The 19,737-nt window shown below is 36.5% G+C and carries 19 protein-coding genes and 1 pseudogene; 16 read left to right on the top strand and 4 right to left on the bottom strand.

The genetic code is table 11. From position 1 onward, the window contains the following. Positions 1-161 precede the first annotated feature (161 nt). Entirely contained in the window at positions 162-887 is a 726-nt protein-coding gene (locus tag LI951_RS14615; RefSeq protein WP_202068136.1) for a GntR family transcriptional regulator, read from the bottom strand. A gap of 494 nt (positions 888-1,381) precedes the next feature. On the opposite strand from LI951_RS14615, the gene LI951_RS14620 reads away from it, so the two are divergent. The 3 genes from LI951_RS14620 to LI951_RS14630 all read left to right on the top strand — a co-directional run bounded on the left by LI951_RS14620 (position 1,382) and on the right by LI951_RS14630 (position 4,960). Next, on the top strand, positions 1,382-2,692 hold the full coding sequence (locus tag LI951_RS14620) for a PTS sugar transporter subunit IIC (RefSeq protein ID WP_229442748.1): 1,311 nt from the start codon (positions 1,382-1,384) through the stop codon (positions 2,690-2,692). Positions 2,693-2,708: 16 nt separating this feature from the next. After that, the gene (locus LI951_RS14625) at positions 2,709-4,127 is read left to right on the top strand and encodes a glycoside hydrolase family 1 protein (protein WP_202068138.1); all 1,419 of its coding nucleotides are present in this window, start codon (positions 2,709-2,711) and stop codon (positions 4,125-4,127) included. Between the two features lie 629 nt (positions 4,128-4,756). Beyond that, a complete protein-coding gene (locus LI951_RS14630) occupies positions 4,757-4,960 on the top strand; it encodes a hypothetical protein (RefSeq protein ID WP_229442749.1) in 204 nt (67 codons plus the stop codon). Here the strand turns inward: LI951_RS14630 and LI951_RS14635 are convergent. After that, positions 4,950-5,840: a MurR/RpiR family transcriptional regulator gene (locus LI951_RS14635; protein WP_202068140.1), complete on the bottom strand. Its 891-nt coding sequence runs from the start codon at positions 5,838-5,840 to the stop codon at positions 4,950-4,952. The two genes, LI951_RS14630 and LI951_RS14635, sit on opposite strands and share 11 nt — an antisense overlap. 1,273 nt (positions 5,841-7,113) lie before the next feature. On the opposite strand from LI951_RS14635, the gene LI951_RS14640 reads away from it, so the two are divergent. From LI951_RS14640 to LI951_RS14685, 11 genes and pseudogenes are all read left to right on the top strand, one after another. Beyond that, on the top strand, positions 7,114-8,112 hold the full coding sequence (locus tag LI951_RS14640; protein WP_229442751.1) for a D-isomer specific 2-hydroxyacid dehydrogenase family protein: 999 nt from the start codon (positions 7,114-7,116) through the stop codon (positions 8,110-8,112). Between the two features lie 18 nt (positions 8,113-8,130). Further along, on the top strand, positions 8,131-9,237 hold the full coding sequence (locus LI951_RS14645) for an iron-containing alcohol dehydrogenase family protein (protein ID WP_229442752.1): 1,107 nt from the start codon (positions 8,131-8,133) through the stop codon (positions 9,235-9,237). 13 nt (positions 9,238-9,250) lie between these two features. Further along, positions 9,251-10,093, top strand: a complete 843-nt coding sequence (locus tag LI951_RS14650) for a PTS mannose/fructose/sorbose/N-acetylgalactosamine transporter subunit IIC (RefSeq protein WP_229442753.1) — start codon at positions 9,251-9,253, stop codon at positions 10,091-10,093. A gap of 139 nt (positions 10,094-10,232) precedes the next feature. Continuing rightward, positions 10,233-11,090 carry a PTS system mannose/fructose/sorbose family transporter subunit IID gene (locus tag LI951_RS14655; RefSeq protein WP_202068144.1) on the top strand — a complete coding sequence of 286 codons (858 nt, stop codon included), beginning with the start codon at positions 10,233-10,235 and terminating at the stop codon, positions 11,088-11,090. A gap of 26 nt (positions 11,091-11,116) precedes the next feature. Further along, entirely contained in the window at positions 11,117-11,623 is a 507-nt protein-coding gene (locus LI951_RS14660; protein ID WP_202068145.1) for a PTS system mannose/fructose/N-acetylgalactosamine-transporter subunit IIB, read from the top strand. Between the two features lie 123 nt (positions 11,624-11,746). Then, the gene (locus tag LI951_RS14665; RefSeq protein ID WP_229442755.1) at positions 11,747-12,637 is read left to right on the top strand and encodes a hypothetical protein; all 891 of its coding nucleotides are present in this window, start codon (positions 11,747-11,749) and stop codon (positions 12,635-12,637) included. A gap of 88 nt (positions 12,638-12,725) precedes the next feature. After that, positions 12,726-13,175, top strand: a complete 450-nt coding sequence (locus LI951_RS14670; protein WP_202068146.1) for a PTS sugar transporter subunit IIA — start codon at positions 12,726-12,728, stop codon at positions 13,173-13,175. Between the two features lie 70 nt (positions 13,176-13,245). Next, complete coding sequence (uxuA, locus tag LI951_RS14675; RefSeq protein WP_229442756.1) at positions 13,246-14,310, top strand: mannonate dehydratase; 1,065 nt, start codon at positions 13,246-13,248, stop codon at positions 14,308-14,310. Positions 14,311-14,366: 56 nt separating this feature from the next. Further along, positions 14,367-15,020 (top strand): bifunctional 4-hydroxy-2-oxoglutarate aldolase/2-dehydro-3-deoxy-phosphogluconate aldolase, encoded by a 654-nt coding sequence (locus LI951_RS14680; protein WP_229442757.1) that lies wholly within the window; start codon positions 14,367-14,369, stop codon positions 15,018-15,020. A 198-nt stretch (positions 15,021-15,218) separates the two neighbouring features. Beyond that, positions 15,219-15,344, top strand: a complete 126-nt coding sequence (locus LI951_RS15210) for a hypothetical protein (protein ID WP_267491767.1) — start codon at positions 15,219-15,221, stop codon at positions 15,342-15,344. A gap of 36 nt (positions 15,345-15,380) precedes the next feature. Next, positions 15,381-15,605, top strand: a pseudogene (locus LI951_RS14685) (IS30 family transposase); the annotation flags it as partial. A 165-nt stretch (positions 15,606-15,770) separates the two neighbouring features. Here LI951_RS14685 and LI951_RS14690 read toward each other — a convergent pair. Then, positions 15,771-15,932, bottom strand: a complete 162-nt coding sequence (locus LI951_RS14690; protein WP_202068149.1) for a hypothetical protein — start codon at positions 15,930-15,932, stop codon at positions 15,771-15,773. Positions 15,933-15,964: 32 nt separating this feature from the next. Next, positions 15,965-16,327, bottom strand: coding sequence for a hypothetical protein (locus tag LI951_RS14695; RefSeq protein WP_202068150.1), 363 nt, complete (start codon positions 16,325-16,327; stop codon positions 15,965-15,967). A gap of 419 nt (positions 16,328-16,746) precedes the next feature. On the opposite strand from LI951_RS14695, the gene LI951_RS14700 reads away from it, so the two are divergent. Both LI951_RS14700 and LI951_RS14705 read left to right on the top strand, forming a co-directional pair. Continuing rightward, positions 16,747-17,760 (top strand): ROK family transcriptional regulator, encoded by a 1,014-nt coding sequence (locus LI951_RS14700; protein WP_229442758.1) that lies wholly within the window; start codon positions 16,747-16,749, stop codon positions 17,758-17,760. 712 nt (positions 17,761-18,472) lie between these two features. Then, the gene (locus tag LI951_RS14705; protein ID WP_229442759.1) at positions 18,473-19,276 is read left to right on the top strand and encodes a Cof-type HAD-IIB family hydrolase; all 804 of its coding nucleotides are present in this window, start codon (positions 18,473-18,475) and stop codon (positions 19,274-19,276) included. Positions 19,277-19,737 lie beyond the last annotated feature (461 nt).

A 19,737-nucleotide genomic window follows, 5' to 3' on the forward strand; every position in this document is an offset into this window, starting at 1 on the left:
TCCTTTCTAGTTGGTTTTGTGGTGATTCTATTCTAGCGGAAATGTTGTGTGTCTTCCTTGTTTTTTAATGAGAAAATAGGACCGATAGATTTTTTTCTATCAGTCCAATAAATTATAGAGCCGGGATTTTTTGTTTTACACTAATTTGCTAACGAAAAGATTTACAAGTGGTAAATATGTTTGCTGAACTTATTAATAACGGTGATATCTCCTTTGTCGTACCGATGTCTTGTTTGGGAATATTCAAATGGAATTTCATTATCTAAATAAACTGTTTGTTCGATTTCCAGAACCGGATCATCTGCTTGACAATGGAGATGCTCAATATCATATTGATCGGGCTTGTCTGCCTTAATCCGTCTATGGGATTTTCCAAAATTCAGGCGTAATTCTTCTTGAATATACTGATAAACGGAATGTTTCAGAATATCTTCAGTAATTCCAGGAATAAGGAGTACTGGCATTACAGTGTACTCTAGAGCTAAAGGTTCTTCATCTAATATACGCAGGCGAATAATATCGTAAACAGGATCATTCTTTTGAAGCTTTAGTTTCTCTTGGTCCTTCTCACTGGGAAAGGTTACTTCAAAAGAAACGATTTTGCTGTCCAGTTTTCCTAGATGGCCGAGTTTTTTTGTCATTCCGCCATAGCTGGTTGCATCATAATCATAGACAGATTCAGGACCTTTTACAAAAGATCCTGAGCCTTGCCTGCTTTCGATGAATCCTTCAATTTGCAAATGCTTTAAAGCTTTTTGAATCGTTACGCGACTTGTGTTATAGATTGTAGCCAACTCCGTTTGATTAGGCAGTCTGGATTCTTTCGGATAAATTCCATCAATGATTTTCTTTCTAAGATCTGTTGCAATATACTGATAAAATGGCATTTTTTTCTCCTTAATCTTTAGTAGGACTAGCGAGAGGGTAGGTGTAAGCATTCATTCCCTTGCATGAAAGGGTTTCTATGGAAGGGGAAGGGCTGCTGCTCCTACGGTTCTCGCTACGCTGTGATCCTCGTCGCAAAGCATAACACTAGAATCGCTTTCCTCCGGTTCTCACTGTGTTACGATCCTCGTCGCATGTCTAATGGGCATACAAGACTAGCTGCCAGTTTTGCTTGCGCAGGAACAACTAGCTGAATGGTAGACAATCAAGAGTGCGTAAGCATTCTCCCTTAATTAGATGAATTTGTAAATACATAAGTTTACAAATTTTTAGTATAAATTAATTTGAATTTACAAATGTCTTTCCATATATTAAATTAACGATGTAATCGATTGCAAAAAAAGAGATATTCGCGTTTTTATTCCTTGCTTCTTAAAATTTGTAAGGAAAGTATACCATAGTTGGAAATGTATATTAAGTATTGAGGAGGACTATTATGAAAAATGGTTTTATGGAAAAACTTACCGAAGTTCTCGGAAAGTTTGCAACTAAGATTAATTCGTTACGATATATCATGGTGATAAAAAATGCTTTTGCATCTTTAATACCTGTAATCATTACAGGTGCATTTGGTACCTTGTTTTCAGCAATGGTATTTGATAGTGACAATGGCTTGGCTCGTATTAGTACGTTAGGTTTTTTAGCTGATTTAAAGCCTATTTCGTCAGCAATCAGTTATGTTACCTTAAGCTTTCTAACAATTTATGCGGTCTTTTTAATTGGTATTGAGCTGGCAAAATTAAACAAAGTAAACGGGATTTTCCCTGGGATTATTGCTGTGATGAGTTATCTTTCTGTTAATCCCTTTGTCTATGAATTTGTTAATGCAGAGGATGTCAAAGTCATTGCAGAAAATGTTTTGGCGAAGCAATATACGGATACAAAAGGACTTTTTCTGGGAATGTTTGTTGCAATCGCTTCAATAGAATTATACTGTTGGTTGGGCAGACAAGATCGACTCAAACTGAAAATGCCTGACACTGTTCCAGCAAATGTATCAGAAAGCTTTTCATCTTTATTCCCGACCATATTAACCGTTGCTATTATTGCTACAGCAGGCTTTGTTATTAAAGCACTAACTGGAATGTATGCTTACAATATTATTTATAACATCATTCAAAAACCATTAGAAGGAATCGTCCAAGGCTTACCAGGTATTTTACTGTTAATGTTGATTGCTCAGGTTTTTTGGGTAATCGGTATTCATGGAAATCAGATGGTCAAACCTGTACGTGAACCGTTGCTTCTTGCAGCGATTGCTGTCAACACTGAGGCGTTTGAAGCAGGTAAAGAGATTCCTAATATTATTACGATGCCATTTTGGGATATGTATATGAGTATGGGCGGTTCAGGTGTAACAATCGGACTTTTAATTGCTGTTTTACTTGTTAGTAAGAGAGAGGACATGAGAGAAATAACCAAATTATCACTGGCACCTGGAATTTTTAATATTAATGAACCAGTAATATTTGGGATGCCAATTATGCTTAATCCAATTCTGGCAATTCCGTTTATTGTTACACCATTGGTCACTGGAACGATTGGCTATATCGCTACATCCATTGGTTTTGCAGCAAAAGCAGTCGTTATGGTTCCTTGGCCAATGCCGCCAATTGTCAATGCTTATCTGGCAACCGCAGGCGATATGGGTGCCGTTTTAACCCAAATTATTTGTATCATTGTATCAATATTGATCTACTTACCTTTTGTAAAAATATCAAACAAAGTAACCACTGAAGTTGCTTAGTTCTAGGAGGAAAAACATGGAAATCAGAATTCCAAAAAAATTTATCATTGGTGCCGCTTCTTCTGCTTGGCAAACAGAAGGATGGAAAGGAAAAAAGGAGGGGCAGGACTCATTTTTAGATAGTTGGTATAAAAATGAAAAGTTTGTTTGGAATGAAGGCTATGGTCCAGCTGTAGCTACAAATTTTTTTGAAGAGTATGATAAAGATATTGCATTAATGGAAGAAATTCATTTGACGCACTATCGAACCTCTATCAATTGGGCACGTTTTTTTACAGACTATGAGAATTTGATTGTGGATGAAGAATACGCAAGTCATATTGATGAGGTGATTAATTCATTGATCAAAGCGGGGATTGAGCCGATGATTTGCTTGGAACACTATGAAGTTCCTGAATATCTGATGAAAGAGTACGACGGCTGGTCATCTAAAAAAGTATTGGAACTATATGTAGCGTATGCTCGTATTGCATTTAAACGTTATGGAGATCGAGTAAAACAATGGTTTACGTTTAATGAACCAATCGTTATTCAAACAAGGTGCTATTTAGATGCTGTACGTTGGCCTCATGAACAGAATACTAAAAAATGGATGCTTTGGAATTATCACAAAGCATTAGCGACTGCTCGAGTAGTGGAAGTTTACCATCAAGAACAATATGATGGAAGGATTGGCTGCATTATAAATCCTGAAATGGTTTATCCAAGATCCAGCTCTGCTGAAGATCTCCATGCAGCAAAGATCTATGATCTATTTTTTAATAAAGTCTTTTTTGACCCAATGATTAATGGCACCTATTCTAAAGAGCTAATAGAATTATGCAAAGAGCATGATATCTACTTCGATCCAACAGAAGAAGAATTAGAGGTAATAGGAAAGAACACCGTTGATTTTTTAGGTATCAATCAATATTATCCGAAGCGAGTCCGCTCACCACGCTATCAATGGAATGAAAATACGCCTTTCCACCCAGAAAGATACTACGAAACGTTTGATCTTCCTGGGAAACAAATGAATAACTCACGTGGCTGGGAAATTTATCCGGAAATTATGTATGATCTGTCCATGTATCTGAAAAACAATTACAAACCTATCCCTTGGCTGATTACTGAAAACGGAATGGGGAGAGAACAAGAAGAACAATACCAAGATGATGCTGGTGTTGTACAGGATGATTATCGCATTGCATTTATCTCTAAACACTTGTACCATTTGCTTCGAGGCATTGAAGCTGGTTCGACTTGTGAAGGGTATATGTTATGGGCATTTACAGATTGTGTCTCTCCAATGAACGCATTTAAAAACCGATATGGGCTGGTGCGTATAGAACTGGATGAAGATAGAACCAGAACACTTAAAAAATCAGCTTATTGGTATCAGACACTCATAGACAATCGAATCCTGAAAATGCCAGACATGGAAGAATTTAAATAGAGCTTTGATAAAAAAACAAGATAGAGCAGCTCGAAACCTCTATCATGGCTAATGAAACCTTTGGAAAAACCAGTTGTCGTAACTATTACAATTTTTAGTCTGGGATATAAGCCTATTAATTGGGCAGACAATAAGATACGGTTTCCTTTGATGAAGAAATAGGAAAGTTATTTTTTAAAGCTTATGAACACTGACGGGTATGATATTTCAGCGGATAACTTACCCGCTAACTCTAGTATGTACATGATAAAAGTATACAGAAAATACAAACAAAAAAGCTTGAAACAAAGTGAAAAATAGATAGCCAAAAAATGGGAAGCACAGAAGAAAAAAAGCAGCATCCAGCTAAGCAACAGGTTCCTGTATACTTGGCTGGATGCCTCTCTCTTTACAGAGAAACAAACAGGATGTTCTATGGTTTCAACTGTCCGTTTTTAAAACGGACAAACTTCTCCATAATAATGAAGAGCAGTTTTCGGACTTTTGCTGTGTTAATATATTTTATTATCATTACTGCCAGAAAAGAGAAGTGATTAAATTGGTTTGTTCCACGACAAAAGCATGAAAAAATAGCTGCAAAATAAAGTCGAATGCCTCTAATAAACAACTGTAGATGGAGGCAGCCAGCCGTGAGTGACTTGGTAAAAATCGTGCTGAGGCACTCACTAAATGAAGTCAAACCAAGAGTAACACAAGAAGTACGCTTGGTCATTTCTCATTTGCTTTTAGAGCTGCGTCTGTCTTCCGTTGCTTACCGAGGTGTTTTTACAAAACCTAAATTCTTGAAAGGATTATTTTGTATTATTCTTCAAGTGAAAGCTTCTAAGGTGTAAAATTATAGGGATCTGTTTTGGTAGTACTGATGTTGTCTCTAATCTTTTTGATTGATTCGATGTTCTGATCATAGTTGTGGTGCATAACATTTGTATATAAAATATCCATCACCGTTAGATAGCTGATTCTGGAAGCCAGTGATTCTGTTCTAAAAAGTGTTTCTTCGGTTAAAACAATGATTGCCTGATTGGCTAAAGTAACAAGCTCAGATCCGCTGTTGCCAGTTAAAGCAATGATCGTTGCCGATGTTTTTTTTATTTGTCTCGCCAGGTTTACAGATTCTTTTGTTTGTCCTGAATGAGAAAAAATGAACACGCAATCTTCACTCGTTAGCTTTGTGGCGAAGCCCAGCTGCATATGATAGTCAAAAATATAATTACAGCGATATTTAGTTCGGATAAATTTATGGAAACTATCAAAAGCAACAATGGAAGATCCTCCAAGTCCAAAAAAATGTAATGTTTTAGCTGAATAAATCAGCGATAAAACCTTGTCAAGCAATTCTTCAGTTAAAAAGTGAGTGGAATTGCTTAATGAATAAATATTTGATTGTAACACTTTTTTGGCAATATCAATACTGGAATCTTCTGGATGAATATCTTCTGCACCTGTCATATAATTTAAATTATGGAAGGTAGGCTGGTAATTTGAATTACGGGCAATATCGATTTTAAAATCTTGAAAACCACTATAACCGATTTTTTTAACAAACTGATAAATAGAAGACTGAGAAACACCAATGTCACTGGCCATTTCCTCTAATGTTTTTCGAGAGATCAGCTCGTCTGATTGGACCAAATAATCAGCAATTTTTTGCTCAGTTTCGCTAAGATTTCCCTTTTTTAATCTAATTCGTTGATCTAAATAATGGTTTTTCATAATGACCTCCATCTGGATTTCTACTGCATTCTAAACGTCAACCTAAAGGAGTTTAGTAGAAAGCAGCGACCTGCTGCATAACATTCGCTAAAACATCATTGATAAGAAATAAAATCAGTACAGGTGCAATCAAAAGAAAATATTTGAATTGTGCATACGTACTATTCTTTCACCTGTTTAAGTAATAGCAAGCACGAAAGACGAGAAATAATAGAATTTTGTAGAAAGTTGAGTATATTCAGCTTTCTAGTCCGGAGTTGTTTTTAGATCTTTAAATGAATTAAACTGCCATTTTTCAGCTTATCTAAGCTACACATCTAATAATTAATTTATCAATAGGAGAGTAAATCCAGCTAAAGCAATTAACAAAAAAAGTAAGTGATTTATCTAATCGGACTCATTTATTATTATAGAGAACAAAATCATAAAAAACAATTTTTATTTTTATTGACGTTTAGAAAAAAAGTTTCGGTTAAATAAATTGAAAAATTGTATATATTTTCAGCTGTCGGTTCTAAGAACTGAAAAAATATGCTTAGATTTCAAGGAGAAATGACAGAGCAATTTTTATTTTTGTCTTTCCCCTGATTGATGCTAAGGCATTCTTTATTTAGGTTATTATATAACATCAGCATAGAATTTATATATATTACATACTTATGCAGTCACTTATTTTTCAAATATATTTGTAGGTTGGTATCTACTGTTATTATTATAAAAAAACGAATATGAATTGAATCTTATCACTGTCATCTGAATTTTTTTTGTTCTAATTATTCGTGGTTGAGTAAAGAAGGACTTTTTTTAAAATTGTATTTTTTTATTAGATTTGTCGTATTTATTCATATTTATGAATTCGTTTTCAATGCTGCTGATTAGAGCTTTTGAAGGATGAAAATAAAAAATATTTTTTATTAACTGAAAACATTTACATAATTTTTTTTATGAAGTACTATCTAGATATAGAAAGAAGAACAGAAATCGTCAAAACAATTTTTTTCGTTCTTTAATCAGTAATTTAAAAAGCGGCGTATTGCAGAGGGGTGAACTATTCTATGTGGAGAAATATTGATTCCCTAATTTCTGTAACAAAGCTGTTCAGTGAAGGAGGAGATGAGAAAGTTTGCTAGGGTTATTTTAGGAATAGATGATTAAGAAGTGCTTTTAGTGAAAAGGCTTACAAAAAAATCGAGAGAACAAATGCGCAGACAGCTTGGTCAAACTGAAAATGAATAGCAAGGGAGCTAGATTAAAGAAGGAGTTAGATAGAGATATGTCGAAATATAAGATTGCAATTGTTAATTCCAGTAGCTTTGGTAAAATTTTCCCCAAACATATTGAAAGGCTAGAAAAAATCGGTCAGATCAAACATTTTACTGTTGATGGTGAGATTCCTGGACGAGAACTTGCTGAACTTCTTCAAGGCTACAATATTATTATTGCAAGTGTTACGCCATTTTTTACACAAGAATTTTTTGCTTATAAAGATGAACTTATTCTAATTACAAGACATGGAATCGGCTACAATAATATTGATATTCATGCAGCTGAAAAGCACAATACAATCGTTACAATTATTCCGGCTCTTGTTGAACGTGATGCAGTTGCTGAGAATAATATAACTAATTTGATGGCTGTTTTACGCTGTACAACAAAAGCGGATCAGTGTGTACGAGAAGATCGTTGGGAAGATCGGGCCCAATTTGTTGGTCGGGCGTTATTTAATAAGACAGTTGGAGTCATTGGAGTCGGTAATACAGGCAGTGGAGTAGTGGAAATTGTCCGCAATGGCTTTCGCTGTGATGTTTTAGCTTATGATCCATATAAATCTGCTTTGCATATTCAAAGCTTTGGCGCCAAAAAAGTGGAGTTGGATGAGCTGCTTGAATCATCAGATATCATTTGTTTATGTGCGAATCTGACAGAAGAAAATTATCATATGATCTCAGATAAAGAGATTGAAAAGATGAAAGACAATGTTTATATATCAAACAGTGCGAGAGGTGCTTTAGTTAGTGAGGAAGCAATTATTAAAGGCTTAAGCTCTGGAAAAATCGCAGGGTTTGCTACAGATGTTTTAGAAGAAGAACCAGGACGAAAAGATCATCCATATCTTTCTTTTGAAAATGTGGTTATGACTCCGCATACTTCAGCCTATACAATGGAATGTCTGGAAGAAATGGGTGAAAAATGTGTTCGTGATGTAGAGAATGTCGTTCAGAGGAAATTACCAGAACGAGCGGTACAGCCGAATAGTGCCTACATTGCGTAGAAAGTAGGGAGTGTTTGAATGCTAGATGATTTAAAAGTAAAAGTAGGGCCTCAATTTTATCAATATCATGAAGGGGCAATTAACTTTGTTCCAACCGTACTAAACGAATATGCTGCGAAGAATGTTTTGATTGTACATGGAACAGTATCATGGGAAAAAGCACAGCCGAAAATGGGATTTTTAAATGATGATCGCTATAATTTTTCTTATCATCAATACACAGGAGAATGCAGTTATTTTGGGACAGATTTAATAGTTGAGATTGTAAAAAAAGAGCAAATTGATTTCATCATTGGTGTTGGCGGCGGAAAACTAACTGATCTGGTTGGTTATGCAGCACATGTATCAAATAGTAATTTTGGTGTAATACCGACTTTAGCTAGTAATTGCGCGCCTTGGACACCACTATCAGTGATGTATAAAGAAACAGGTGAAGCAGAAGGCAAAACGGAGCATTATTTGAGACAAGCAGCTTTTCTAATAACAGATCCTGTGTTGGTTATTAACTCACCAGTGGCATTTTTTATTGCTGGATTAGCAGATACGATTGCTAAATGGTATGAATCAGATGCTATTTTACAGCAAACTCATTTAAAAAAAGAGCCATTTTTGCAATTAGCAGGCTACACAGCAGCGCTATGTAAGGACGCAATTGTGAAGGATTCGGCAAAAGCTATTCAGGATATGGAAAATCGTGAACTTTCCGACGAGTTTATTCGCTTATCAGAAATTGTTTTTGCCATTGCAGGAATGGTTGGCGGATTGGGCGATAAATATGCTAGGAATGCCGCTGCTCATGCAATGCATGATGCGATGAGTAAATATATTCCTAAAAGTCATCAGTTTTTACATGGTGAAAAAGTAGCTTATGGTATTTTTTATCAGCTGGCAATCGAGAATAAATGGGCCTCAATCGATCAGCTGCTTCCATTTTATCAAGAGTTGGATTTACCAATGTCTTTACATCAGATGGGCATCTATCCTGAAGATGAAACAGTCATTGATGCTATAGTTAAATTTATTGATTCAAAAGAAAAAGTTCATCTCATCCCGGTAACGATTACTGAAGATTTGTTAAAGGAATCAATTTATCAGTTGGAAGAATACATTAAAGGGAAGAGATAGAGGAGGAGGACACATGGAAACATTAAGTGTAACGCAAAGTTTGTTAATTGCAGTGTGGACAGCAGCCGTTATGTCAAGATGGCTTGGGGGAGGAGCAACATTAACGCTGCGTTTTTCACCATTGATGACAGGGCTTATTGTAGGGATTGTAATGGGGAATGTTCCTCAAGCGATGATTGTAACCGCATCACTTCAAATGATTTATATGGGTGTTTTCTCACCAGGAGGTTCAATGCCTGCCGAACCATCAATCGCAGCTGCGATTGCGGTGCCCGTTGCATTGATGGGAAATTTGGCTCCAGAAGCGGCAATTGCAGTTGCTGTGCCAGTTGGTCTTTTGGGAAGCTACTTGTACCAATTTAGATTCTTCATTAATACATTCTTAGGAAAATACACCGATAAAGCAGTAGACGATTTGAATCCGAAAGCTATCTCACGTTCGATAATTGCTTATCCAACAATTGCATCATTTTTGTTATTCGTACCATTAGTATTTATTGCTCTTTATTTTGGAGCACCAGTTATTGCTGATGTAATTACTGCTTTAGAAGGAACTGTGGTTATTCACGTGTTGGAGGTTGTCGGCGGCGGCTTAGCTGCAATCGGGATTGCAACAACTGTTTATGTTATTGGTCGAAAAGATTATATGGTTTTCTTCTTCCTTGCATACTTCATGAGTATCGTATTTAAATCATTAGAAGTAACAATGGTTACTTATGCAGTGTTTGGTATTTTAATCGCATTGATTTTCGTACAGTCTCAAAAAGGGAAAAATATACAGGCGGCAAGCAACGACACAAGTGCAGCACCATCCTTTGATGGGGATGATGAAGATGATTACGATGACGGGTTCTAATTAATATGAGTCTAGCTTTTTGAGCTTCTTGCCAGTTTTTAGAAATTGAGAAAAGTGAAACAGAAAAAGCTGAGATCGCTTTGCTGAATTTCTTCTAGAATCAGCTGAGCCAAAAAGCGTTTTAATAGGAGGGAAAAAAATGACAGAGATAACAAAAAATACGAATCTTGCACCAGAAGAAATTACTAAGAAAGATGTTACAAAAGCTTATCTTAGATGGCATTTTGCAAATGAAATTCCGCACTCATTTGAACGTTATCTGGCCCCATCTTTGTTGTATGCGATGATGCCGATTTTGAGAAAATTATATAAAGATGATGATGCGTTGAAAGCTGCCTACAAGCGTCAGCTGTTGTTCTTTAATACACAGCTTAGCTGGGGTGGTGGTGTTATTACTGGGTTGATGTCATCCATGGAGCAACAAAGAGCGCAGGAAGAATATGAAGGCACAGAAGTGTTGATGCAAGATGATTTGATGTATAACACAAAAGCCGGTTTAATGGGTGCTTTAGCAGGAATTGGGGATGCAATCGATTCAGGAACTGTTCAGTATATCTTTATTGCGATCGCTGTTCCTTGGGCTGAACAAGGAAGCGCATTAGGGGCATTATTCCCATTCGTCTTCTTTGCATTGTATCAGGTATTACTAGGGGTCTTCTTTGCTCGTCAAGCATTTTCAATGGGACGTAATGCAACAGGCTTAATGCAAAGCTCAGGTGTTCAAAACGCAATTGAAACATTGTCTGTTTTGGGATTATTTATGATGGGAATTCTAGCCGGAAATTATGTAAAAGTTTCTTCAACCTTGCAGTTTAAGATTTCCGGGCGAGAGTTTGTTATTCAGGAAATACTCGATAAGATTATTCCAGGGATATTACCATTGGCAGTCGTAATGGGTGTGTACTGGTTCTATACGAAAAAAGGACTAAAAGTAACGCAGGCATTGGTCTGGCTGACAGGTATTTTAATTGTATTGGCAGCAGTTGGAATCTTATAAATTAAAATAAAAGGAAGTGAATGGAAATGGGCGTAATCAATTTAGCACGTGTTGATGAAAGACTGATTCATGGTCAAGTAATGGTTACATTATCACAAAAGAGCGGAGTAAATTCGATCTTTGTTGTAGATGATGTAGTGGCTAAAGACAAATTTATGCGTGATTTATATAAGAGCGCAGGAAGCCGTACTGGGCAAAAAACAATCGTTATCACTCCTGATAAGGCAAAGTTTTATTGGGATGAATATGAATTTAAAGATTACAATTGTATTTTGATTACTAAAACAGTCGGTGCTATTTACGATTTAGTAAAGCATGGTCTTCCTATGAAAGAATTAAATATTGGAGGAATTGCTCAGAAAGATCCAGCGAAAGATATTTTGGTAACAAAGTCTGTTTATTTAAATAAAGAGGATGCTGAAAAATTAAAAGAATTGAATGAAAGCTACGGTGTGGAAAATATTTATTTCCAAGCAACACCATCAGCGCCTAAATCATCACTAAAAGAAGTGTTGGTGAAATTCAATTTGTAATCTGATTTCTGTCAGTGAGAATTATCACTTCTGCTGAAAAAATGGAGACGGAGCGTTAACCTTTTAAAGCAGCTGTGATAATTTTTATTTTAAAAGCTAGTAAAGTGAGATGGATGATGGGAAGTGATTGGCATTATGGAACAAAACGAGCAGCTTAAAGACTGGATCTTTCGCTATCAGTATGTCTATCGCTTGAGACGTACTAATAAACAGAAACAAAGATTTCTTTCAGCATTGGCAACAGATATAGTCAAAATACGTCAAGATATCCAAGTGATTGAATATAAGCAAAATAAAAAATATGTTTCCAGTAATTTATACGTTGGGAATATTGAAACAGCTGACCGAATCATTTGCACGTATTATGATACCCCTCCACAGGGATTTGGTCCGTATTATTTGTTTGACAGAAAAAAACAAAGTAAAGCTGTCACAAGCTTTATACTGGCAACATCTATTGCGAGCTTATTGATTGGATTACTGTTAACCGTTCTTTATATGCGGGTTTCCAATAATACATTTGATTTTGCTTCTTTCAATACATTGCTTATTATTTTAGGCTATGGTGTTTATTTTTACTTGCTTAGTAAAGTAGCTAAAGGTCTATCCAGCAGAAAAAATCTTATTCGCAATACTTCCTCTGTCTTATCATTATTAACACTTATACAAACGATAAAGGGAAATAAAATGGCTTTCGCTTTTGTAGATGAAGGCAGTTTTGGAGATATGGGTCTTGATGTCTTGAAAAGTTCTTGTAAAGCTTCAGCTAAAATTTATGCACTCGATTGTGTCGGTGCAGATACTGAACTGCATTTTATGGGTAATTTTACCAAAGAAGACAGACTGAAAGGGGTGACTGTTCACCAACCGTCAGACAATCAAGTGAGCTATTTATTTGGAGCAAGAAATTCAATTGGGGATCATGAAAATGCCTATTATCTTAAAAAATCTGATTTGAAGAAAAAAGTGCTAAACCAGAAAAACTTGACGAAAATAATAGAATTATTTAATTGATACTTCTCGTCTAACTTGTTTAGGTAAATAGAGGTGCTAAAGCAGTATTTGTGAAAATATATACTACTAGAAATAGGGAGGACATAAGATGCTTGGGATTGTCATTGCAACACACGGTAAACTGAGTGACGGGCTAAAGGATTCAGCAGAAGTTATTATGGGCGCAACACAGAATATTGCGACAGTGAGTCTGAATCAGGGAGACGACATTCAGAAATTGGGACAGAAAATCAAACAAGCGGTTCAAGAGGTAAATCAGGGAGACGGCGTTGTTGTATTGGTCGATTTAGTTAGTGCCAGTCCATACAACCAGTCATTATTGATCATCAGTGAACTGGAAAGTGAGCTGCAACATTCGGTTCATGTTATAAGCGGAGCTAATCTGCCGATGCTTTTGGAAGCAATCAATCATCAAATATTAGGTACAGCTGTTGATCAGGCAGCTCAAGCGATTGCTGAACAAGGAACAGGCAGTGTAACTATCTGGCATGTGTCCATGGTAGATGAGAATGATGCCGAAGAGGATGATGATTTCTAAAAATCTTGGAAAAGCTGACGGAGAAATCATTGAGGGCGGACTCAAAAAAATAGTGAAGGATGATGCATAGATGAAATGGGGATTCAGATGGTATGGAGAAAAAGATTCCATTCCATTAAAAAACGTGAAACAGATTCCCGGTATTAACGGTATTGTGGGAACTCTGCTGAACAAATTGCCGGGAGATATTTGGGAAGTAAATGAAATTCAAAAATTGAAGGATTCTGTAGAAGCTGGTGATTTAGAGCTGCTTGGAATTGAAAGTGTAGCTATTCATGACGCAATCAAAGCAGGAACACCAGATCGGGATCAATACATCGACAATTATATACAAACCATTAGGAACTTATCTAAGTGTGGTGTGAACTTGATTTGTTATAGCTTCAAGCCAATATTTGGCTGGGCAAAAACAACTTTGTCCTATGAAAATAGTGACGGCAGTTATTCGCTTGTATATGATCAGTCAGTTGTAGATAAAATGCAGCCAAGTGAAATGTATACGTTAATTCACAGCCAATCCAAAGGGTTTAATTTACCTGGCTGGGAGGAAGAACGACTGAAAAAATTTGATGCCTTACTTAAAATTTATGAGGGTGTCACAGAAGAAGATTTGTTTGAAAATTTGAAATATTTCTTATTGAAGATTATTCCGGTTTGTGAAGAGATGGATGTTAAAATGGCCATTCATCCGGATGATCCGCCTTGGGAAATTTTCGGATTTCCAAGAATTACTAAAAATTTGGCAGACCTGCAAAGAATTATGGACATCGTTGATTCCCCTTATAATGGAATCACATTCTGTACGGGTTCTTTAGGAGCAGATCTGGCAAATGATTTAGTTGAGATGGTCCAGCAGATCGGTCATCGTATCAACTTTGTTCACTTCCGTAATGTTGGTTTTATGGGAGAAAGGAAATTTAAAGAGACTGCTCATTTGAGTACAGAAGGCTCATTGGATATGTATGCGATCATGCAAGCGTTGATTGATGCTGGTTTTGATGGAGTGATTCGTCCTGATCATGGAAGAACTGTCTGGGGTGAAATCGCAATGCCAGGCTATGGGCTATATGATCGTGCAATGGGGATCACATATATGCAGGGGTTGCACGAAGCAATTACGAAAGCCAAAAAATAAGTGCTTGTATTATTGACTAACCTGCATGATAAATTTTTATAAGAAAGTGAGTAAATATGCTGGCAAATATGGATCATGAAATTTATAAGCAACTGGAAGAGGTAAAATTGTTACCACTATACACAGCAACTGATTTAAGTTATTTAGACAAGCTGGAAGAGATTCTTGTGAATAATGATGTTCGTTTTATCGAAGTCACTTTTCGCAGTAATCTGGCTGCTGAAGCAATTAAAAAGTTAGCTGTGTCTGGTGAATTGGTAGTCGGAGCCGGTACAGTAAGAACTCTTCAAGAAGCTAAAATTGCGGTAGCCAACGGGGCGAAATTTGTTGTATCACCAGCAGTTGTTCCAGAGGTGATTGAATATTGTCTTAAACAAGACATTCCAGTATTTCCCGGAACAGCAACTCCCGGTGATATTCAACGAGCTTTGGATTACGGGATTAAAGTCGTTAAATTTTTCCCGGCAGATATTTATGGCGGACTTAAAGCTATTAAAGCGTTGAGCGGTCCATTTTACGATGTGCGATTCCTGCCAACTGGCGGTATCGACAAATCAAACTTTATTGAATATCTCAATAGCAAACCAATAATAGGTGTGGGCGGCTCGTTCATTATCTCAGAAGCATTGATCAAAGAAGATAACGGCAAAACAGCAGACAGTACGCTGAAAGAGCTGGTTGATTTAATCAAAGCAAACAAAAATGACTAGACTTAATTGAACGACCACATCTGTTAGCAGACAAAAGGGCTTGAGACAACAAAGCATAAAAAAATGAAACAGGGGGATTATTTGGATGGGTAAACCAAATGACCCTCTGTTTCTCGTTTAAATAGATCAGGAGAGTATAAAATATTTTGTGTAAGCTTCAATGGTAAAACGAGATAAATAAACTAGGAGAAACAAACCATGAGTATGCTCTCTAGAGATCAAATCAAAGAAATGCTTCAACACTATGATATTAAGACTACTGAAGACATAAAAGACACATTTAAGGATATGTTTGGAGAAAAGGACCTGCAACAGTTTAATTAACAGTCAGTTAGATTACTTATTTTACACTCTCTGTTTGCCCAAGGCTGGACACTTGATGTGATTATTAGCTGAGGAGCGGCAATTCCTATTTCTTGCTCTGTTAGAACGCTCTATCGCAAGTTCAAAGCCAATCAATTTGATGTCGCAACACTACCAATGAAAGGAAAACGAAAGCCCAACGGATATAAAGAGTGTCGCGGAAAGCGAGCATTCAAACGTACTATTTTAGAAAGACTCACTGACTATCCTGAATTTCAACAAATGATAGTGTAAACTCTTGGTTTTAAAGGAAGTTTGTCCGCTAAAACGTGTTTGTTTTTTGCTTCTCTGGATTTTTCAAATGGGAAAGACAGTCAAGGGAATACTTTTAATTATCCGAATAAAAAAATCCCCAAGCCTACTTTTTCAGACTCAGGGAGAGACTCTTTAATTTTCTACATTTCGTACATAATCATCGAAATACTGAATCAAATCGGCTTTGATTTTCTGGTATTCTTCTTCAGTGTACTCTTTCTCCTCAATTTTGCCATTGAAAAAAGGGATTTTCAGTTCTTCTCTTAAGCGTTCTAGAACATCCGTGTGATCCATTTCAGCACCTCTTTAATTATTATCAACTCTCATTATAAGACATTGAACCAATTCGTCAACTCTTCAAATGAACTTTTCATCACATCCAGCTTTTTATAAAGAAGTGCAATGTTTGTATCCTCATGAAGAAAGACCTGTTTCAGTTCAAAATAAAAATCTTCAAATGCATCGAAAAAAGGTTCCGTTTTATTCTGTGCAAGCGCCTCGTTACTGTAATAAAAAACCCGCACACTATGGAAATAAGTGAATACCTCATTGATATTAACTAAGATCCGTACGTCCGTTTCATCTGTACGAGGCTGGATGCTGATTAAATCATACAAAGCCAGACATTTGGTATGCGTTTCAGATAGGTACGATAAAAAGATTTCAATTTTTTCTTTTGTTGCTGCCATCACAGACACCTCCGTTTATTTTATTATAATAAAGATCGGCTGAATTGAGAAATAATAACTTTTCTGTGTTTCAAGGTACCGGAAAGAGCATTCGCAGGACCTCATTACCGATTTGGAAACCGAAAGTCAAACAGTACTGTGTTTAGATAGTCACTGAAAGTCTTCATTACTTTAAAAACATCTATCCAGCTTTCAACTAGTTTTTTTATCCTGCGGCAATTCAAATGGCAGGTCATACTGAACATGCCAGCTTTTGTATTTAATATACGGATCAATGACTGTTCCTTTTTCTTTTCTATCTGGCGGTTTCATAGTAATAAAAACAAATTGACTTACTAAAGATTCTAAAGTATGCTTATAAAGGAAGTTTATAAAATTTATTTATAAAGTGAAATAAGAACAAATTGAGGTGAAACAATATGAAGGCGGGAACCCCTAATCAGCTGAAAAGCAGTAATCTTCATCGGTTGAGAAAGATTATTCAAAAAGAAAAAAGAATAACGAAGCCTGAACTGGCTGAAAAAAGCGGGTTAAGTACAATGACGGTCAATAATTTAATGAAAGATCTTCTAGCAGAGAATGAAGTCATTGAAACAAAAGCTTCTGCAACAACCGGCGGCAGGAAGGCCAGTGTATTTGAATTTAATGCCCTCCATCAGCTGGTGCTTACAGTAGCTCTGTTGGAAAAAGATAAAGCCGTTACTTTTTTATTCACCGTTCATGATTTGAATGGCCAAATACTAAGACAGAAAGTCCAGCCGGGCAATTATTTTGACAAGACGCTAGTGAAAGCACAGATCGCCGGATTTATTAAAGACTATCCGACAATTCAGTGTCTGGTTATTGGGCTTCCTGGGGTAGAGCATGAAGGTATATTGAAGGATATGGATTTTCCTTTGTTAAAGGATGAGAATTTAAAGGAGTATCTGGAGGAAGCCTTTGGTTTTGATGTAATTACTGAAAACGATGTGAATGCAGTAATTTATGGATACAGTCAGGTGATGCCGTTAGAAGCAGAAAACGCTGTTGTCGGTCTGTATTATCCTGAAAGCTTTCCGCCGGGAGCAGGTATTGTTCTTCATGATCGACTCGTTAAAGGGAGAAATGGCGTAGCGGGTGAAATTGCACATTTGCCCTCTGATCCGGATTGGAAAACATTCAGCTATAGTGAGGAAGAAGTGATCGGAAATTTGCTGAACAATGTACAAACATTCATGAGCCTTTATGACCCAGATTGTTTTGTGATTTATCGGGATAAAGGATTTACTGATGAACATTTAAAAGAAAGAATTGAACAAAGAATGAAAGAAGAGTTTCCTTATGCTGAATTGCCTGAAATCGTTTTGTCAAAGGATTTTCATAATCATTATATTTATGGCTTGTTTGCATTGGGCATTACACAATTGAATACGCAATGGGAACAGTTCGATTAGGGAAAAAATTACAGGAATAATGAAATGCAGTTCGCAGACCTTGAAGAATGGAGTGAGCTGCTTTCAAATAGAAAGGGCCGAAAGATGAGAACTAAAATGTACTCTGTCTAAAAGATACGTAGAAAAAGAACGGATGCTGGCAGGTGATTTGTATATGGCTGCCGATGATGAAAATTAAGAGAAGACCTTCGTTGATCGGGAGAATTGACAGATCTGTTTAATCAGACGATTAAAGAGCTGCTGGAATACCATAACGAATTACTGAGAGAGCTGTTCGAAGCGACAGAATAAACTATATATATATCGAACCGCTTTTCCGCTGTGATTATGGCAGTTTTAGTTTAACTGGCAGTCTTTTGTATACAATCATACTGGCTTCTGCTGCTTATTCGGTGATTATTTTGTCAGCCGAAGTTGCCGGTTTGGGCTTAGGAATGTCGCAAATGCTTTCAGTGTTTTTTTTCAGTGCCATACTAAAAAGGACTTTGTGGCAGAAGGAACATCATTTATCGTGTTTGTTCAAGTCTTTTCCGCTGTTACTGTCGGCATTGTCTATTCTGAACAGCTGAGGATTGCTGTTTATACTGGCAGCTGCTATTGTATATGAAGTTTTGCTGTTTTTGTTGGCAAGCCGTTTTTATAGAGGACCAGCTCGCAGAAAGAAGTCTGCTGAGGATAAAATAGAAGAAAAGATGATCGAGGAGGACATACAATGAGTCAGATAAAAATGATTGCAGTAGATATGGATGGCACATTTTTAAACAGTCAAAATGATTATGATAGGGAGCTGTTTCAGCAACTTTATAAAAAAATGCAGGAGAAGGATGTAAAATTTGTTGTGGCCAGCGGGAATCAGTACTATCAGCTGAAATCCTTTTTCCCAAAAATAGCCGCTGAAATTACTTTTGTTGCTGAAAACGGCGCATATATTGTTAATAACGAGGAAGAAATTTTCTGCGGAGAGCTGTTGCTTGAAGAAGTTCATGAAATTTTGGATATCTTAGGACAGTATGAAAATGTGCACACCATTTTATGCGGCAGAGAAAGTGCCTATGTAAATAAAAAAGAGCCTCAGTCCTTTGTTGATCACGGCAGTATTTATTATCATCGTCTGAAATTAGTAGACGACTTGTATGGAGTTGATCAGGATAAGCTGTTTAAATTTGCTTTGACTGTACCGAAGGGAAAGGCACAGGAAATTTTAGACAGCCTGATTTCTGCCATGGACGATAGAATAACTCCGGTTTCAAGCGGTCATGAAGACATTGATTTGATTATTCCGGGTATTCATAAAGCTAATGGACTATTGAAGCTGCAGAAGCTGTGGGGAATAAAAGACGAAGAAGTCGCAGCTTTTGGTGACAGCGGCAATGATCTGGAGATGCTGAAGCATGCAGGTTTCAGCTATGCGATGGGCAATGCACATCCGAAAGTCAAAGAGACAGCCAAAGAGATTATTGCAACGAACAATGAAAATGGTGTGCTGAAGCAGATAGAGAAGCTGTTGGGTGAATAGAAGATAGACAGAAAAACAGAGTGTGAGACAATAATCAAAGTGAAAATTGCCTCACACTCAAAACTTGAACAAATGGCAGGACAGAAATAAACATTCTTTTGTGGGTTCGTCAACTGAACTGTGGAAGTTAATTGATTAAGAAGATTAACAAATAAAATTTTTTCGCTGTTTTCGAACTTAGAGAAAAACTGTTTGAAGATACCGTTGAATAAACCGATGTTGAAAATCCGGCACCAACAGCACGACTATCCGTTAAAATATTGATTTCTTTTTCTATTTTTATAAAAGAGGCATCAAATTTCTTTGTTTCTTTTTGGATTTTCTATTTATCTGTTATATATTGGCTCTATAATATCTAGTGTTGGTGGCGTGATTGTCACTGACACTTTTTTCGTTTTGAAAAAAAAACAGGAAAGACATCTTGAAATCCAGTAGAATTAAAGTCGACAAAAACCAATTCA

The organism is Enterococcus sp. BWT-B8 (assembly GCF_020567625.1).
Lineage (GTDB): Bacteria > Bacillota > Bacilli > Lactobacillales > Enterococcaceae > Enterococcus_L.

Coding starts and splice junctions, on each gene's coding strand:
- LI951_RS14615 (WP_202068136.1), bottom strand. CDS start 887: ATGCCATTTTATCAGTATATTGCAACAGATCTTAGAAAGAAAATCATT.
- LI951_RS14620 (WP_229442748.1), top strand. CDS start 1,382: ATGAAAAATGGTTTTATGGAAAAACTTACCGAAGTTCTCGGAAAGTTT.
- LI951_RS14625 (WP_202068138.1), top strand. CDS start 2,709: ATGGAAATCAGAATTCCAAAAAAATTTATCATTGGTGCCGCTTCTTCT.
- LI951_RS14635 (WP_202068140.1), bottom strand. CDS start 5,840: ATGAAAAACCATTATTTAGATCAACGAATTAGATTAAAAAAGGGAAAT.
- LI951_RS14640 (WP_229442751.1), top strand. CDS start 7,114: ATGTCGAAATATAAGATTGCAATTGTTAATTCCAGTAGCTTTGGTAAA.
- LI951_RS14645 (WP_229442752.1), top strand. CDS start 8,131: ATGCTAGATGATTTAAAAGTAAAAGTAGGGCCTCAATTTTATCAATAT.
- LI951_RS14650 (WP_229442753.1), top strand. CDS start 9,251: ATGGAAACATTAAGTGTAACGCAAAGTTTGTTAATTGCAGTGTGGACA.
- LI951_RS14655 (WP_202068144.1), top strand. CDS start 10,233: ATGACAGAGATAACAAAAAATACGAATCTTGCACCAGAAGAAATTACT.
- LI951_RS14660 (WP_202068145.1), top strand. CDS start 11,117: ATGGGCGTAATCAATTTAGCACGTGTTGATGAAAGACTGATTCATGGT.
- LI951_RS14670 (WP_202068146.1), top strand. CDS start 12,726: ATGCTTGGGATTGTCATTGCAACACACGGTAAACTGAGTGACGGGCTA.
- uxuA (WP_229442756.1), top strand. CDS start 13,246: ATGAAATGGGGATTCAGATGGTATGGAGAAAAAGATTCCATTCCATTA.
- LI951_RS14680 (WP_229442757.1), top strand. CDS start 14,367: ATGCTGGCAAATATGGATCATGAAATTTATAAGCAACTGGAAGAGGTA.
- LI951_RS15210 (WP_267491767.1), top strand. CDS start 15,219: ATGAGTATGCTCTCTAGAGATCAAATCAAAGAAATGCTTCAACACTAT.
- LI951_RS14690 (WP_202068149.1), bottom strand. CDS start 15,932: ATGGATCACACGGATGTTCTAGAACGCTTAAGAGAAGAACTGAAAATC.
- LI951_RS14695 (WP_202068150.1), bottom strand. CDS start 16,327: ATGGCAGCAACAAAAGAAAAAATTGAAATCTTTTTATCGTACCTATCT.
- LI951_RS14700 (WP_229442758.1), top strand. CDS start 16,747: ATGAAGGCGGGAACCCCTAATCAGCTGAAAAGCAGTAATCTTCATCGG.
- LI951_RS14705 (WP_229442759.1), top strand. CDS start 18,473: ATGAGTCAGATAAAAATGATTGCAGTAGATATGGATGGCACATTTTTA.